The sequence below is a fragment of the Bacillus sp. NS1 genome, from assembly GCF_058248265.1.
In genome coordinates this window covers 1-15,497 of the sequence record NZ_JBZAZF010000012.1, presented here as the reverse complement: position 1 = coordinate 15,497, position 15,497 = coordinate 1, and the positions used below count along the sequence as shown (strand labels likewise).

General features: G+C 41.6%; 16 protein-coding genes, 1 tRNA gene, 1 other RNA gene and 1 other annotated feature. Of the genes, 5 read left to right on the top strand and 13 right to left on the bottom strand.

Annotation, left to right across the window (positions count from 1 at the left end; translation table 11 throughout):
* Positions 1–229: 229 nt before the first annotated feature.
* From bofA to tadA, 7 genes are all read right to left on the bottom strand, one after another.
* Entirely contained in the window at positions 230–493 is a 264-nt protein-coding gene (gene bofA / locus AC4CV5_RS20630) for a sigma-K factor-processing regulator BofA (RefSeq protein ID WP_166854547.1), read from the bottom strand.
* A 66-nt stretch (positions 494–559) separates the two neighbouring features.
* Positions 560–784, bottom strand: coding sequence for a YaaL family protein (locus tag AC4CV5_RS20625; protein ID WP_003242387.1), 225 nt, complete (start codon positions 782–784; stop codon positions 560–562).
* A 17-nt stretch (positions 785–801) separates the two neighbouring features.
* Positions 802–1,398, bottom strand: a complete 597-nt coding sequence (recR, locus tag AC4CV5_RS20620) for a recombination protein RecR (RefSeq protein WP_003225425.1) — start codon at positions 1,396–1,398, stop codon at positions 802–804.
* A gap of 14 nt (positions 1,399–1,412) precedes the next feature.
* Positions 1,413–1,736 (bottom strand): YbaB/EbfC family nucleoid-associated protein, encoded by a 324-nt coding sequence (locus AC4CV5_RS20615; RefSeq protein WP_003225427.1) that lies wholly within the window; start codon positions 1,734–1,736, stop codon positions 1,413–1,415.
* A 23-nt stretch (positions 1,737–1,759) separates the two neighbouring features.
* Positions 1,760–3,451 carry a DNA polymerase III subunit gamma/tau gene (gene dnaX, locus AC4CV5_RS20610; protein ID WP_326222806.1) on the bottom strand — a complete coding sequence of 564 codons (1,692 nt, stop codon included), beginning with the start codon at positions 3,449–3,451 and terminating at the stop codon, positions 1,760–1,762.
* 129 nt (positions 3,452–3,580) lie between these two features.
* An RNA gene (gene ffs, locus AC4CV5_RS20605) (signal recognition particle sRNA large type) lies at positions 3,581–3,845 on the bottom strand.
* 82 nt (positions 3,846–3,927) lie between these two features.
* Positions 3,928–4,413: a tRNA adenosine(34) deaminase TadA gene (gene tadA / locus AC4CV5_RS20600; protein WP_014112280.1), complete on the bottom strand. Its 486-nt coding sequence runs from the start codon at positions 4,411–4,413 to the stop codon at positions 3,928–3,930.
* Positions 4,414–4,498: 85 nt separating this feature from the next.
* Here tadA and AC4CV5_RS20595 point away from each other — a divergent pair, with 85 nt between their 5' ends.
* The 4 genes from AC4CV5_RS20595 to dck all read left to right on the top strand — a co-directional run bounded on the left by AC4CV5_RS20595 (position 4,499) and on the right by dck (position 7,769).
* Positions 4,499–5,044 (top strand): cysteine hydrolase family protein, encoded by a 546-nt coding sequence (locus AC4CV5_RS20595; RefSeq protein ID WP_222143885.1) that lies wholly within the window; start codon positions 4,499–4,501, stop codon positions 5,042–5,044.
* 69 nt (positions 5,045–5,113) lie between these two features.
* Positions 5,114–6,397, top strand: a complete 1,284-nt coding sequence (locus tag AC4CV5_RS20590; protein WP_248602366.1) for a glycoside hydrolase family 18 protein — start codon at positions 5,114–5,116, stop codon at positions 6,395–6,397.
* 98 nt (positions 6,398–6,495) lie between these two features.
* Entirely contained in the window at positions 6,496–7,119 is a 624-nt protein-coding gene (gene dgk, locus AC4CV5_RS20585) for a deoxyguanosine kinase (protein ID WP_326222804.1), read from the top strand.
* The gene (gene dck / locus AC4CV5_RS20580; protein WP_222143888.1) at positions 7,116–7,769 is read left to right on the top strand and encodes a deoxyadenosine/deoxycytidine kinase; all 654 of its coding nucleotides are present in this window, start codon (positions 7,116–7,118) and stop codon (positions 7,767–7,769) included. Before dgk ends, dck begins: the two co-directional genes overlap by 4 nt.
* 111 nt (positions 7,770–7,880) lie before the next feature.
* On the opposite strand, the gene AC4CV5_RS20575 is transcribed toward dck, so the two are convergent.
* The 6 genes from AC4CV5_RS20575 to guaB form a co-directional block, all read right to left on the bottom strand.
* A tRNA-Ser gene (locus AC4CV5_RS20575) sits at positions 7,881–7,973 on the bottom strand.
* A gap of 134 nt (positions 7,974–8,107) precedes the next feature.
* Positions 8,108–9,385 carry a serine--tRNA ligase gene (gene serS, locus AC4CV5_RS20570; protein ID WP_248602365.1) on the bottom strand — a complete coding sequence of 426 codons (1,278 nt, stop codon included), beginning with the start codon at positions 9,383–9,385 and terminating at the stop codon, positions 8,108–8,110.
* Positions 9,386–9,440: 55 nt separating this feature from the next.
* Positions 9,441–9,653 (bottom strand) — a binding site (T-box leader).
* 52 nt (positions 9,654–9,705) lie between these two features.
* Positions 9,706–10,296: a pyridoxal 5'-phosphate synthase glutaminase subunit PdxT gene (gene pdxT / locus AC4CV5_RS20565; protein ID WP_490923774.1), complete on the bottom strand. Its 591-nt coding sequence runs from the start codon at positions 10,294–10,296 to the stop codon at positions 9,706–9,708.
* 21 nt (positions 10,297–10,317) lie between these two features.
* Positions 10,318–11,202, bottom strand: a complete 885-nt coding sequence (gene pdxS / locus AC4CV5_RS20560; protein WP_166854554.1) for a pyridoxal 5'-phosphate synthase lyase subunit PdxS — start codon at positions 11,200–11,202, stop codon at positions 10,318–10,320.
* Positions 11,203–11,398: 196 nt separating this feature from the next.
* The gene (gene dacA / locus AC4CV5_RS20555) at positions 11,399–12,730 is read right to left on the bottom strand and encodes a D-alanyl-D-alanine carboxypeptidase (protein WP_222143891.1); all 1,332 of its coding nucleotides are present in this window, start codon (positions 12,728–12,730) and stop codon (positions 11,399–11,401) included.
* A gap of 152 nt (positions 12,731–12,882) precedes the next feature.
* Positions 12,883–14,349: an IMP dehydrogenase gene (gene guaB, locus AC4CV5_RS20550; RefSeq protein WP_490923773.1), complete on the bottom strand. Its 1,467-nt coding sequence runs from the start codon at positions 14,347–14,349 to the stop codon at positions 12,883–12,885.
* Positions 14,350–14,469: 120 nt separating this feature from the next.
* Between guaB and AC4CV5_RS20545 the strand changes: the two genes are divergently transcribed.
* Positions 14,470–15,417: a YaaC family protein gene (locus AC4CV5_RS20545; RefSeq protein ID WP_490923772.1), complete on the top strand. Its 948-nt coding sequence runs from the start codon at positions 14,470–14,472 to the stop codon at positions 15,415–15,417.
* The last annotated feature ends 80 nt before the right edge of the window (positions 15,418–15,497 follow it).

The following is a 15,497-nucleotide window of genomic DNA, read 5'->3' as shown; positions in this document are numbered from 1 at the left end:
CTACGCACATCACTGTGCGATTTTATAAAAATGAATTAACAGGTACGTTTTGTCTTGTTTAGTTTTCAAAGAACTTTATTTACCGCTCTTAAAGCGACTTTATAATCATAACATTTCCTGCCGCTTTCGTCAACAACTTTTTTAATGAGTTCTTTTTAAAAAGCGATTGTCATCAGCGACGTATATTAGAATAACACCTTCGATTGATAAAGTCAACATATAATATCATTTAAATAATAAATTGCTTAATGATGACTAAAGCAGCTATTCCCGGTATTCCTAAAATCCCGCTGATAGCAGTTGTGACAAGATTAATCGGCACATGAATGCCAAGACTGCCGCCAAACATATTTACACAAACGAGCAGCAAAGCGCCCGCCACAAATTTAACAGCTGTGATGCCTATCCACTTAAACGGCTTTGCAGCTGAACCTGATAAAAAAAGAAGAATAACCAGTCCTAAAATAATCCCTATAATAAAAATAGGCTCCATGAATCTTCTCATCTCCTTTGCTTGTTCTAGTACAAGCTTATGAGAAGATCCAGGAGTTTAGACCACTTACTTCCATCGGCTGATTTTTAAATTTCGCTGTTTCGCTTCCCTCAAGTAAAAAAAATACTTCGCTTCAGCTACTTTCAGTTCGTACAACACTTCAGCAGACGGCTCTAAGCTTTTTTCAACCAGCTTTTTTTGCCTGTTCCACTCTTCCTTTTGCTTAAAAAGCTGCTCGGTTAGTTTTTCATCAAACTCTCTTCTCAATGTTTTCTTGCGAAGAAAACCCATGGATCGCTTTTTCCTCCTTACAATTCACGTCTTCCTTCAAGTGCTTTAGAAAGAGTGACCTCATCAGCATATTCCAAATCGCCGCCGACGGGCAGTCCGTGGGCAATACGGGAGAGCTTAATACCAGACGGCTTTAGAAGCCTTGATATATACATCGCCGTTGCTTCCCCTTCTATATTAGGGTTTGTTGCGAGAATCACTTCTGTCACTTGATCATCCTGTAATCGTTTTAACAATTCTGGTATTTTAATATCCTCTGGCCCGATGCCGTCCATTGGAGAAATGGCGCCGTGGAGAACGTGATACTGTCCATTGTATTCCTTCATTTTCTCCATAGCGATAACATCCTTAGGGTCTTGCACAACACAGATAACAGACTTATCCCTGCGCGTATCTTCACATATATAGCAAGGGTCCTGATCTGTAATATGCCCACAAACTGAACAATATGTCAGGTTGCGTTTCGCATTTACTAATGCTTTGGCAAAATCTAATACCACATCTTCTTTCATACCTAGAACAAAAAAAGCCAGACGAACCGCTGTTTTCGGTCCGATCCCTGGCAATTTCATAAAGCTGTCAATCAGCTTTGATATTGGTTCAGGATATTGCATGTTCTTTTATCCCCCTAGAATAAACCTGGCATGTTCATTCCTTTTGTAAATTGACCCATTGTTTCGTTTGTGATTTCGTCAACTTTTTTCAGAGCTTCATTCGTTGCAGCAAGCACCAAATCTTGAAGCATGTCGATATCTTCCGGATCAACGACTTCCTCTTTGATGATGACATCCAGGATTTCTTTTTGGCCGTTTGCTTTTACTGTTACCATACCGCCGCCTGCAGTTCCTTCAACAACCTTTTCTGCAAGCTCTTCTTGAGCCTTCGCCATGTCCTTTTGCATTTTTTGCATTTGTTTCATCATTTTTTGCATATTTCCCATTCCGCCACGCATAGCATTCACTCTCTTTCATTTTGTTAGTCTTTTATTTCAATTAAATCCGCTCCGACAAGCTTTTTCGCCTCAGCAATAAGCGGGTCTTCTTCAGCCGGTTCATTTGATCCTTCATTTTCCTGCTGATGATCTACTAAAAATTCTTCTCTTATTTTACCCCATTGTGCTTCTGGAACGCCAATCAAATCCATTCTTTTTCCGAGCATCGATTCTAAAATCTGCTCAAGATTGGTCCGGACTCCGTTATTATCCTCTGCGACCATTTTACAATGAATTTCATATTTGAATTTCAGAACAAATGCCGCTGAGGCGGCAGCCACAGGTTCACTGTCATTCAGCAAAGCGGCATGTGATACTTTGTTTTGCTGTTTGAGATGAGCAAGAAGCTTGCCCCAGCTGTTTTTGAGCAGGTCAAGATCCGGTCTCGTAGCTTCCTTCAGAATTTCATGAATTCTGCCTACTGGCGCTTTGTAATTGGATTTCCCGCCCTTAGGCACACGCGACGTTTCTTTTTTCGGGCTTTCCACCGCTGCTTTAATACCCGTAGTTTTAAGCCGCTCCACTTCCTGCTCGAGCTGCTGAATTTTTTTCATCAGCATATCAACTTCCGGCAGGTCAGCTGCTGATTGATGAGAAGTTTGACAAATCTTCACCACTGCCACTTCAAAAAAGATGCGGGGATGATTTGTCCATTTCATTTCTTGATGGCTCTTGTTCAGAATATCAATCATTTCATATATGGCCTGTGCCGGAATTTGTTCGCTTAGTCCTCGGAACGTTTCATCGACTTTTACTTTTTCAAGCACTCCTTCTAAGCCAGGGGCTGTTTTGTACAACAGCATGTCCCTGAAGTAGAAAATCATATCCTCTATCAGCTTAGCTGGATCTTTCCCTTGCTGAAGCAGTTCATTTAATGTTTCCAGTGCGTCAGAAACATTTTTATCATGCAGGGATTGTGCAAGCTTCCCTATATATAATTGAGAAACAGCTCCCGTAATCAAAAGCGCATCTTCGACTTTCAGGACATCACCGCTAAATGATACCGCCTGATCAAGAAGACTCAAAGCATCCCTCATACCGCCATCTGCAGCACTCGCAATGATATCAAGCGATCCTTCTTCTACTTGCAGCTGTTCGGCATCTACAATTTTATTCATACGTCCGACAATCGCTTGGGATGTAATTCGTTTAAAATCAAAACGCTGACATCTGGAGATAATGGTTAAAGGAATTTTATGCGGTTCGGTTGTTGCTAAAATGAAAATACAATGCTCGGGCGGCTCTTCTAATGTTTTTAGCAATGCATTAAAGGCGCCGATAGAAAGCATATGTACCTCATCTATGATATATACCTTATATGTGACGGCCGACGGGGCAAACTTCACTTTATCGCGAATGTCACGAATCTCATCGACACCGTTGTTAGAAGCAGCGTCAATTTCTATGACATCGGATATTGACCCGTTTGTTATCCCTTTACAGGCCGCACATTCGTTGCATGGCTCATCAACAGGAGCATGTTCACAGTTGACAGCCTTGGCAAATATTTTGGCTGCACTGGTTTTTCCCGTTCCTCTCGGCCCAGAAAACAGATAGGCGTGAGAAAACTTTTTTTGCAAAAGGGCATTTTGCAGCGTTTTTGTAATGTGTTCTTGTCCAACCACATCTTCAAAGCGCTGAGGCCTGAATACTCGATATAAAGCTTGGTAACTCACGGGTTTGCCCTCCTCCGTTATTCATCATTCCTATTATACATGAACCTTGTTTCGATTCCAAAAGCTCTTTTTACATAACAAAAAACTCACCTAATGATAGGTGAGTCTGAAAATTTGATGATTGATTTACCGTGCACCTTCTGTCGATTCGCTACCCTAAGCGTTACTTAAGCAGTTAGCTCGGCCCAGGCAACCCTGCGGCACATGAGAGGTTTCACTTAATGCTGCTTCCTTCCGGACCTGACATGGTTCATGAATTCCCATTGCGCAGGACCCAAACGTCAACACCACTTACTTAAGGCAGACCTTAAAGTAAACGAACCTCGAGAAGGGATTCGGCCCCGCTAGAGCGGATTGCAGGTACAGGGCACCGCTACCTCCCCGCTTAGCACGGCAAAATAAATATCAAATTTTATATCGCATCTATTGCGATGCATACATAAGTATATCGTTTCCCCCTAAAAATTGCAACCGGACTACTCAGACAAGTTTTTCCTAAAGGCTTTCTTCTTTTTTCGCAGTTCTCTAAAAAATGAACTGAGCATTCCTCCGCATTCCTCCTCAAGCACCCCGCTCACCACTTCAGCCTGGTGGTTAAAGCGCTCTTCCTGCAAAAGGTTCATGAGCGTGCCTGAACAGCCGCCTTTAGGGTCAAATGCACCAAATACCACTTTTTCTACTCGCGAAAGCACGACGGCACCGGCACACATCGGACAAGGCTCAAGCGTCACATAAAGAGTTGCACCCTCCAGCCGCCACGTTCCCAGCGCCTTACACGCTTCATCAATCACAAGCATTTCCGCATGAGCGATTGACCGCTGCTCCGTCTCTCTTAAATTATGTGCACGCGCTATGATTTCATCATTAACGACAAGCACAGCGCCGATTGGCACTTCACCTTTCTCTTCGGCTTTTTTCGCTTCTTTAATTGCTTCTTTCATATAAAGTTCATCTTGTGTCATAAGGATAAGCTCTCTTTTCAAGGTTTTTTCATTGCCTAAAAAGGCTACATATTAACTATAACTGATACTGAAAGGAGACTGTCGATTGTCCAAAGCAGACACAGCTCTTCTCATTGTAGACATGATCAATAATTTTGAATTCGATATGGGAGAAAGCCTCGCTAAAAAAACAGAAAAAATCGTTCCTCACATTTTATCATTAAAGAAGCATGCGAGACAAAACGACTGGCCGATTATTTACATTAATGATCATTATGGACTTTGGCAAGCTGATATTAAAAATATTCAGCAAAAATGCACGAATGAAAGAAGTAAGGATATCATCAGACGGATAGCTCCGGAAGATGCTGATTATTTTTTAATCAAACCGAAGCATTCCGCTTTTTACGAAACAGCGCTTCACACTCTCCTTACCGAATTGCAGGTGAAGCATATTATCTTAACAGGTATAGCCGGTAACATATGCGTACTGTTTACCGCTAATGACGCTTACATGAGGGAATACAGCATCACGATTCCTAAGGACTGCATTGCCTCAAATCGTGACGAAGACAACGAATTTGCCTTAACCATGATGGAGAATGTTCTGTTCGCGAAAATTACGAAGGAGGAACAAATTACAGAAAAATAAACATGATCAGCGCTTTTCTTTCATACATTGGTAGCGATATGAAAGGAGGCGTTTTTCATTCAAATTTATGTGGTGAAACAAGGCGACACTCTTTCTGCTATCGCTTCACAATACAGAACAACTGTAAGTGAAATCACAGAAACGAATGAAATACCAAATCCCGACAGCCTTGTTGTCGGACAAACCATTGTCATTCCAATAGCCGGCCAGTTTTATGATGTTCAACAAGGAGATACTCTGACATCCATCGCACGGCGGTTCAATACAACAGCAGCCGAGCTTGCCAGAATTAACCGAATCCAGTTAAATACCATACTGCAGATTGGTTTCCGCTTATACATCCCTCCGGTTCCTAAAAGAGACATCGAATCAAATGCTTATTTGGAGCCCCGCGGAAATCAAGTCAGCGAAAATCTCCAGCAGGCGGCCAGAGAAGCATCGCCCTACTTAACGTACCTTGGCGCATTCAGTTTTCAGGCACAGCGTGACGGAACCTTAGTCGCACCGCCTTTAACGAATTTAAGAAGCATTGCAGAGAATCAAAACACATCATTGATGATGATTATAACAAACTTAGAAAATCAGGCATTCAGCGATGAACTCGGCCGGATCCTTTTGAACGATGATACTGTAAAAAGAAGACTTTTAAATGAAATAGTCGAGAATGCCAAAAGATATGGTTTCTATGATATTCATTTTGATTTTGAATATTTGCGGCCTCAGGATAGAGAAGCATATAATCAATTTCTCCGTGAAGCAAGGGATCTTTTCCATCGAGAAGGCTTAGAAATTTCTACAGCGCTTGCCCCTAAAACAAGCGCAACACAGCAGGGCAGATGGTACGAAGCGCATGATTACAGAGCCCATGGCCAAATTGTCGACTTTGTTGTTCTCATGACATATGAATGGGGCTATAGTGGCGGGCCGGCTCAAGCCGTTTCTCCAATCGGGCCTGTTCGGGATGTCATAGAATATGCTTTGACTGAAATGCCTGCGAATAAAATTGTCATGGGGCAGAATTTATATGGGTATGACTGGACGCTGCCGTATACAGCAGGCGGAACCCCGGCAAGAGCAATAAGCCCTCAGCAAGCCCTTGTCATAGCCGCTGAAAACAATGCAGCCATTCAGTATGACCAAACCGCTCAAGCACCTTTTTTCCGCTATACTGATGCAGAAAACAGAAGGCACGAGGTGTGGTTTGAGGATGCCCGCTCAATCCAAGCAAAATTCAATCTGATTAAAGAGCTGAATTTAAGAGGCATCAGCTATTGGAAGCTGGGTCTTTCCTTCCCGCAAAACTGGCTGCTGCTATCTGATCAATTTAATATTGTCAAAAAGACGTTTCGATAATTTGGAAACGTCTTTTTTTCATGGGGGCACCTAAGGGTTGTGATACAATATGAAGGTCGGTAACTGACGAACGTTTTTCAGATATAAGGAGGATTCCGATGAATACAGCCCCTTTTATTGCAATAGAAGGTCCTATCGGGGCAGGAAAAACTACCCTCGCGACGATGCTCTCACAAGAGTTTGGATTCCCTATGATTAGTGAGATTGTTGAGGATAACCCGTACCTTGATAAGTTTTATGACAATATAGAGGAATGGAGCTTCCAGCTTGAAATGTTTTTTCTTTGTCACAGATACAAACAGCTTGAAGACACCAATGATCACTTTTTAAAAAAGGGACAGCCTGTGATAGCTGATTATCACATTTATAAAAATGTGATTTTTGCAGAACGCACCCTTTCTCAGCACCAGCTGGAAAAATATAAAAAGATTTATCACCTGCTGACAGATGATCTGCCAAAGCCAAATTTCATCATTTACATAAAGGCTAGTCTGCCTACATTGTTACACCGCATTGAAAAACGCGGACGCCCCTTTGAGAAAAAAATTGAAACAAGCTATTTGGAGCAGCTGATCGCAGATTATGAAGTCGCCATCAAACAGCTGCAAGAAGCAGATCCTGAACTTACAGTGTTAACCATAGATGGTGATTCAAAAGATTTTGTTTTGAATAAGAGCGACTTTGAACGCATTGCCGCCCATGTAAAGGAGCTTATCGTATGAAGGAACATTTTATCCCTAAAAATTCAATTATCACAGTAGCAGGAACAGTAGGTGTCGGAAAATCGACTTTAACAAAAGCTTTGGCTAAACGCCTTGGATTTAAAACCTCTCTGGAGGAAGTCGATCATAATCCATACTTAGAAAAGTTCTATCATGATTTTGAACGTTGGAGCTTTCACCTGCAAATCTATTTCTTAGCTGAACGATTCAAAGAACAGAAAACGATTTTTGAAGCCGGCGGAGGATTTGTACAGGATCGGTCTATTTATGAAGATACAGGAATCTTCGCAAAAATGCATGCTGACAAAGGGACAATGTCAAAGATTGATTATAAAACTTACACAAGCCTTTTCGAAGCAATGGTCATGACACCTTATTTCCCACACCCAGATGTATTGATCTATTTAGAAGGAGATCTGGAGAACATTTTAAACCGGATTGAAGAACGCGGCCGTGAAATGGAGCTTCAGACAAGCCGTTCCTATTGGGAAGAAATGCATACACGCTATGAAAACTGGATAAGCGGTTTTAACGCCTGCCCTGTTTTAAAACTCCGCATTGAGGATTATGATCTGCTGAATGACGAAAGTTCGATTGAAAATATTGTAGATCAAATCGCTTCAGTTATTCATGAAAATCAAAAAAAGTGAATCTCAACTGAGATTCACTTTTTCTTTATAATAAAAAATCCGTTGCACCGAATGCAACGGACAAAACAATCTCCAATATATGCTTGTGTTTCATTAGAATTAAAATCAATATGGCGGAGGAAGAGGGATTCGAACCCCCGCGGGCTTTGACACCCCTGTCGGTTTTCAAGACCGATCCCTTCAGCCGGACTTGGGTATTCCTCCGTATCGACAAGACTTACTATATCATGAATGTTCTTATATGGTCAAGCTTTTTTAAAAACTTTTTTTGTTTTTATAAAAATGCCGTGTTTACGCAGGCAAAAAGGCGCACCTTATCAGGCACACCTTTCACAATTTTATGGTTTTATTACTTCTTTATTCCCCATATAAGGGCGAAGCACTTTTGGAATTACAACGCTTCCGTCTTCCTGCTGATAATTTTCTAAGATAGCGGCTACTGTTCTTCCAACCGCCAGCCCTGAACCGTTTAGTGTGTGTACATGCTCAGGCTTGCCCTTCGCTTCACGTCTGAAACGAATGTTCGCACGTCTTGCCTGGAATGCTTCGAAGTTGCTGCAAGAAGAGATTTCACGATATGTGTCTTGGCTTGGAATCCAAACTTCGATATCGTATTTTTTCGCAGCCGTAAAGCCTAGATCACCCGTACACATGCTCATGACACGGTATGGAAGCTCAAGCAGCTGAAGAACTCGTTCTGCTTGGTTTGTAAGCTTCTCTAATTCTTCATAAGAATCTTCAGGCTTCACAAACTTCACAAGCTCAACTTTATTAAATTGATGCTGACGGATTAACCCGCGTGTATCACGCCCTGCTGAACCGGCTTCAGAACGGAAGCAAGCACTGAATGCCGCATAGTTGATCGGCAGACTCTCACCTGAAAGGATTTCATCGCGATGCATGTTTGTAATCGGCACTTCCGCAGTCGGAATTAAGAAGTAATCTTCTTCTCTGATTTTAAACGCATCCTCTTCGAATTTAGGAAGCTGACCCGTTCCCGTCATACTTGCGCGGTTTACCATATAAGGCGGAATCACTTCAGTATAGTTATACTCATCTACGTGCAGATCAAGCATAAAGTTATAAAGCGCACGCTCCAGACGAGCACCTAATCCTTTATAGAACACGAAACGGCTTCCGGTTACTTTTGCAGCACGTTCAAAATCAAGAATACCCAGCTCATCTGCAATATCCCAGTGCGGCTTCGGCTCGTAAGCAAATGAAGGCTTTTCACCCCATTTACGCACTTCTATGTTGTCGTCTTCTGTTTCACCGACAGGGACAGACTCATGCGGAATATTTGGGATTGAAAGAAGAATAGTATCAAGCTCAGATTCCACTTGTCTTAATTCTTCATCAAGTTTTTTAATTTCCTCGCCGACTTCACGCATTTCTTTAATAATGTGATCTGCATCTTTTTTCTCACGTTTCAGCACAGCTACCTGCTGAGATACTTCATTCCGTTTTCCTTTTAACTCTTCAACCTTGCCAATAAGCTCTCTTCGTCTATCGTCCAGCGCCTCAAACTTATCAAAATCAGTTAAGTCTTCGCCTTTGTGTACAAGCTTTGCTTTAATTTCTTGAAAATTTGCTCTCAGCATTTTTGTATCAAGCATGCGAAACACTCCTTTTTTATTGATTTGTCGAAAATAAAAAGAGCCCTCATCCCCATAAAGGGACGAGAGCTCTCGCGTTGCCACCCTGATTGAAAACAAGCCAAAGACTCGCTTTCCACTTTCACACATAACGGTTATCCCGTAAATGCCTACTTGTTTCAGCATTTCGCTCAAGGATGGATTCAGACAGCATCTTTCACCGATTCTCACCAACCATCGGCTCTCTTAGAAAGAGAGGCTTCTTACTAGTTCCTATCAACGCTTTTCGATCTTTATTTGTGCTTATAATGTACTATAAGTTTCCACAGCTTTCAACTGTTTTATACAAGTGCTTTCTGTTTGTATTCTTCAACCATTTGAACAAACAGCTGTGTCACTCGTTGATCTTCTGTCAGCTCCGGATGGAACGAGCAGCCCAGGAATTGATCCTGTTTAGCAGCTACAATACGACCATTATGCTCCGAAAGAACTTCAACATTTTCACCAGCTTCTAAAATATGCGGCGCGCGGATGAATACCCCTGTAAAAGGCTTGTCCAGGCCTTTGATTGTTAAATCAGCTTCAAAGCTGTCAACCTGCCGGCCAAACGAATTACGTTCAACAACCACATTCAGCAACCCTAAATGAGGATTATCTGAACCAGCAATTTCTTTTGCTAATATAATTAATCCGGCGCATGTCCCGAACATCGGTTTTCCCTGGGCAGCAAATTCACGAAGCGGCTCCATGAATTGATACGTATCAATCAAACGTCGCATCGTTGTGCTCTCACCGCCGGGTAGAATCAGTCCGTCAATTTCATTCAGCTGCTCCGGGCGTTTAACCACAAGACCAGCCGCCCCGCATGCTTCAATTGCACGGATATGCTCTCTAACTGCTCCTTGAAGTCCTAGTACTCCTATTGTTAACATGCCAGCAGCACTCCTATATTTTTACCAGCCGCGTTCTTGCATACGCTGTTCTGGAAGTAAGTTTGAGATTTCAATCCCTTTCATTGCAGTACCAAGCTCTTTTGAAAGCTCAGCGATCAATTTGTAATCAGTGTAGTGAGTTGTTGCTTCCACAATTGCTTTCGCAAACTTAGCAGGGTTGTCTGATTTGAAAATACCAGACCCAACAAATACCCCGTCAGCACCAAGCTGCATCATGAGAGCAGCATCAGCAGGAGTAGCTACGCCACCAGCGGCAAAGTTGACGACAGGAAGCTTGCCATCTTTTTTAATTTGAAGAAGAAGCTCGTAAGGAGCACCTAAGTTTTTCGCTTCTGTCATGATTTCATCATCACTCATCGCAACTACTTTACGCACTTGAGCGTTTACCTTGCGCATATGGCGAACAGCCTCAACGATATTCCCTGTTCCAGGCTCGCCTTTCGTACGAAGCATAGAAGCGCCTTCAGCAATACGGCGTGTTGCTTCACCAAGATCACGGCAGCCGCAAACGAAAGGAACTGTATATTCATTTTTATTTAAATGGAATTCTTCGTCAGCCGGAGTCAGAACTTCACTTTCATCAATATAGTCAACACCCATAGCTTCAAGCACACGCGCTTCAACAATATGTCCAATACGCGCTTTTGCCATTACTGGGATAGATACTGCATTCATTACTTCTTCCACGATTGTAGGGTCAGCCATACGGGCAACTCCTCCAGCCGCACGAATATCAGCGGGTACACGCTCTAGCGCCATTACAGCTACAGCTCCAGCCTCTTCAGCAATTTTCGCTTGTTCCGCATTGATGACGTCCATGATGACGCCGCCTTTTTGCATTTCTGCCATTCCGCGTTTTACACGTTCAGTACCTGTTTGAGCCATTTCTTGGTCCCCCTAATCAAGGTATAATTGTATGATTTCTAATCCTTATTGTATCCTAGAAATCCAATAATTCATATGGATATATATTATTTTATTCGGTTTTTAGCGCTTTGAAAATCATTTTTTCTTAAAAATTGGGTTTTTTCAGTATATTAAGCGAAAGAGCCCTAACATACATCAGAGCTCTTTCATTTGATTAAAACCAGCCGGTTACCGTATCAACAATGCTTCCCCAAATGCCAGCGAAAAATCCGCCGATACTGCGCATTGTCAGAACAAACCAGTTTGCTTTTTCTACATTTTCTTTTGTAACAAGGTCTACACCAGCAAGATCGCTGTTAAGGAATCCGTAATCCTTTTCATCACCTGTATATTCTGCAGTCAGTTTCCCAACCTTGGTTCCTTTTTTCACAGGAGCAGTCAGGTTCTCTTTATTTAGTGTAACCTTCGCTTTGTAATTCTTTTCTTCACCATTTTTGACAGGAAGAGAGAATGCTTTGTTTGTTACAATGCCTACTTCTTTCTCTTTACCTTTATCAACTGAAATCGTTTTATGGCCTTTTACTTGATCGCCTTCAGCATAAATTTCTTTCATGGAGAAATTGTCGAAAGCATAATCGAACATTTTTTTCGTTTCATCAAAACGGCCTGTATGTAGGTTGCCTTTTGCGTTTAATACAACAGTAATAACACGCATTCCATTGAGTTCAGCTGTTCCTGTGAAGCATGAACCCGCAGAGTCAGTAGAGCCTGTTTTCAGTCCATCTACAGTCGCTTTTTTATACTCACTGACAAGCCCTTTCAGCATGAAGTTCCAGTTCGGCATGTCCATCTCATCATCAGTGCCTTTTCTGAACTTCGTTTTTGCGATACTGGAAGTCTCCAGAATCTCAGGGTAGTCAGTAATCAAGTGATCCGCAAGAATCGCCATGTCCTTAGCAGAAACTTCACTTTCTTCATCTACGCTTGTCCCCTCAGGCTGATGCCCGTGAAGATCTTTGTTTTCAAGACCTGTTGCGTTAACAAATTTGTAATCTGTTAAGCCTAGTTCTTTTGCTTTTGCATTCATTTTTTCAACAAACTTAGTTTCAGTGCCCGCAACGACTTCTGCAATCGCAATAGCAGCAGCATTTGCAGAATAAATGGCTGTAGCTTGATATAGTTCTTTTACTGTGTATTTCCCATCTTTACGAAGAGGAACGTTTGATAAGCTGTTATCTTGGGAAATCTCATACACATAGTCATCTGGCGTATAGGTTTGGTCCCATTTCACTTTACCTTGATCAATTGCTTCTAATAACAGATACTCTGTCATCATTTTTGTCATGCTGGCAATTGGCAGTCTCTTATCTGCATTTTTACTGTACAGAATTTTACCTGAAGAAGCTTCGATCATAATAGCAGCAGATGCATTGATATCAATTGGATCGCTGGCTGCTTTTGCTTTTGACATTGGAGCCAGACAAGTGACAGCTAGTGTTAACACAACCAATGACATCAATAGCTGTTTACATTTCTTGATGTTCAATCGTACGACCTCCGTATTTCATTTTTCTCATCTATAATTAAGCCGTTAAGGACATTTTCAATGCACAACAGTATAAATTTTATCATACTCAGTATAAAAAAAATAGACAGAGTCTGAGACCCTGTCAAATGTTTTTAATTTGTAACAATTTATTATGAAATTGTATAGTTCGGAGATTCTTTTGTAATTTGTACATCATGCGGATGGCTTTCACGAAGTCCTGCGCCAGTCATGCGAATGAACTGAGCTTCTTCTCTTAAAGCGCGAAGATCTTTGGATCCGCAATATCCCATACCAGAACGAAGACCGCCGACTAGCTGATAAACGGTTTCTTCAACTGGTCCTTTGTAAGGTGTGCGTCCTTCAATTCCTTCTGGAACGAATTTTTTGTTTTCTTCTTGGAAGTAACGGTCTTTACTTCCTTTCTCCATTGCAGCAACTGATCCCATACCGCGGTATACTTTAAATCTTCTGCCTTGGTAGATTTCAGTTTCACCAGGGCTTTCTGACGTGCCAGCAAGCAAGCTTCCGAGCATAACAGCATGTCCGCCGGATGCTAATGCTTTAGTGATATCGCCAGAGAATTTAATGCCGCCATCTGCGATGATTGTTTTGCCGTGTTTTCTTGCTTCAGTCGCACAATCATAAATCGCTGTAATTTGCGGAACACCGACACCCGCTACCACGCGTGTAGTACAAATTGAACCAGGTCCGATTCCAACTTTGACAACGTCTGCTCCAGCTTCGATAAGAGCTCTGGTCGCTTCAGCTGTTGCCACGTTTCCAGCAATAATGTTTAAGTCAGGATATGTTTCACGGATTTTTGTTACTGTGTTTAATACACCCTGAGAATGTCCGTGAGCAGTATCAATAACAATAACATCAACATTAGCTTCAACAAGCTTTTTAACGCGAGTCATTGTGTCGCCAGTTACACCAACTGCCGCGCCAACGATCAGACGGCCGTGAATGTCTTTAGAAGAGTTCGGGAACTCAATGACTTTTTCAATGTCTTTAATTGTAATAAGACCTTTTAATTTATTCTGGTCATCAACGAGAGGAAGCTTTTCAATTTTATGTTTCTGCAAAATCTTTTCAGCTTCATCAAGAGTCGTTCCTACAGGTGCAGTAACAAGCTCTTCTTTCGTCATGACATCGCTGATTTTCATTGAGTAGTCAGAAATAAAACGCAGATCACGGTTTGTAATAATTCCGACAAGCTTTTGATCTTCTTCGTTATCTACAATCGGAACACCGGAAATTCTGTATTTCCCCATCAAGTGCTCCGCATCAAATACTTGGTGATCAGGAGTTAAAAAGAAGGGATTTGTGATAACGCCGCGCTCAGAACGCTTTACTTTATCAACTTGTTCAGCCTGCTGTTCAATGGACATATTTTTATGAATGATGCCCAAGCCGCCCTGTCTAGCCATTGCAATTGCCATTGCTGATTCTGTTACAGTGTCCATACCTGCGCTGATGACAGGAATATTCAGCTTTAACGTTTTTGTAAGTTCTACAGATAAATCCACATCACGCGGAAGTACCTCTGACTTTGCTGGTACAAGCAGCACATCGTCAAACGTTAAGCCTTCTTTTGAAAATTTACTTTCCCACATTAGTAAATCCCCCTCTTTTCGGCAAAATATTATATGTAGATTATCAACTAGCCAAGAGCATGTCAAGGAAGCATTAAAGAGTTGAAATATTTAGATAACGGAAAGGATTAAGAAATACATATGACATATCATGAGTGGAAAGACTTAGCGCTATTTTATTCCGTTGAATCAACCCAGAAATTTCTAGAGAAAGTGTATACCTTAAACGATGTTGACGATGCGAAAAAGAACTCTTTTAAAAACAGTGAACGGTTTATTTATTTCCTAAAGCATGCCGAATCGTTTTATAAACAAGCCTCATATTCCCCTTTAGAAATCAAACCGATTCTTTTATTTTACGGAATGGCACAACTTATCAAAGCATGTCTCGTAACACGGGATCCTCATTACCCAAGCCATACGTCGGTACTGGCACATGGCGTAACAACAAGAAAGCGAAAGAAACAAAATTATTGTTTTAGCGATGATGAAGTAAAAATACAACGGAACGGTCTGTGCGTACATTTCATGAAACACTTATTCGGACAATCGGATATAGTAGATGAACGGTACACCATGAAAAAATTATTAATGGCGATTCCAGAACTAAGTGATACTTTTTATTTTCAGCAGAAAGAACGTTTTATGACAAAAGTCGAGAAGGAGAAGAACAGGATTTCTGTACCAGAGGATGTGGTCATCAATTATAAAATGTCTGATTCAAGATTTGCCGAATATATGAGCCATCATTTTCAATGGTCTTTTGCAAAGAAAAATGAACACGGGCTGCTGTTTGAAGTTTCACCACAAGACATGAAGCCATGGACATCAAACAGTTTGTTGTATGACATGGGTAAGAACCAATATTTTATCCCTTCTCAAAGGGAACAATTTCTGAGACTTCCTGAAATGGCAATTCATTATTTAATTTTGTACAACATAGGGATGATCGCGAGGTATGAGACAGAATGGTGGTATGAGTTGTTAACGCAGCATATAAGTGATGATTACGTGCTGATTCAGCAGTTTTTATTAGTGACAGAAAACAAGTTTCCGAAATACGCTTTACAATTTCTTCTTCATTTTTGACACACAAAAAACCCAGCTCATTGAGCTGGGTTTTAACCTTGCTTGGCGGCGTCCTACTCTCACAGGGGGAAACCCCCGAC

Coding starts and splice junctions, on each gene's coding strand:
- bofA (WP_166854547.1), bottom strand. CDS start 493: ATGGAGCCTATTTTTATTATAGGGATTATTTTAGGACTGGTTATTCTT.
- AC4CV5_RS20625 (WP_003242387.1), bottom strand. CDS start 784: ATGGGTTTTCTTCGCAAGAAAACATTGAGAAGAGAGTTTGATGAAAAA.
- recR (WP_003225425.1), bottom strand. CDS start 1,398: ATGCAATATCCTGAACCAATATCAAAGCTGATTGACAGCTTTATGAAA.
- AC4CV5_RS20615 (WP_003225427.1), bottom strand. CDS start 1,736: ATGCGTGGCGGAATGGGAAATATGCAAAAAATGATGAAACAAATGCAA.
- tadA (WP_014112280.1), bottom strand. CDS start 4,413: ATGACACAAGATGAACTTTATATGAAAGAAGCAATTAAAGAAGCGAAA.
- dgk (WP_326222804.1), top strand. CDS start 6,496: ATGAATACAGCCCCTTTTATTGCAATAGAAGGTCCTATCGGGGCAGGA.
- dck (WP_222143888.1), top strand. CDS start 7,116: ATGAAGGAACATTTTATCCCTAAAAATTCAATTATCACAGTAGCAGGA.
- serS (WP_248602365.1), bottom strand. CDS start 9,385: ATGCTTGATACAAAAATGCTGAGAGCAAATTTTCAAGAAATTAAAGCA.
- pdxT (WP_490923774.1), bottom strand. CDS start 10,296: ATGTTAACAATAGGAGTACTAGGACTTCAAGGAGCAGTTAGAGAGCAT.
- pdxS (WP_166854554.1), bottom strand. CDS start 11,202: ATGGCTCAAACAGGTACTGAACGTGTAAAACGCGGAATGGCAGAAATG.
- guaB (WP_490923773.1), bottom strand. CDS start 14,349: ATGTGGGAAAGTAAATTTTCAAAAGAAGGCTTAACGTTTGACGATGTG.
- AC4CV5_RS20545 (WP_490923772.1), top strand. CDS start 14,470: ATGACATATCATGAGTGGAAAGACTTAGCGCTATTTTATTCCGTTGAA.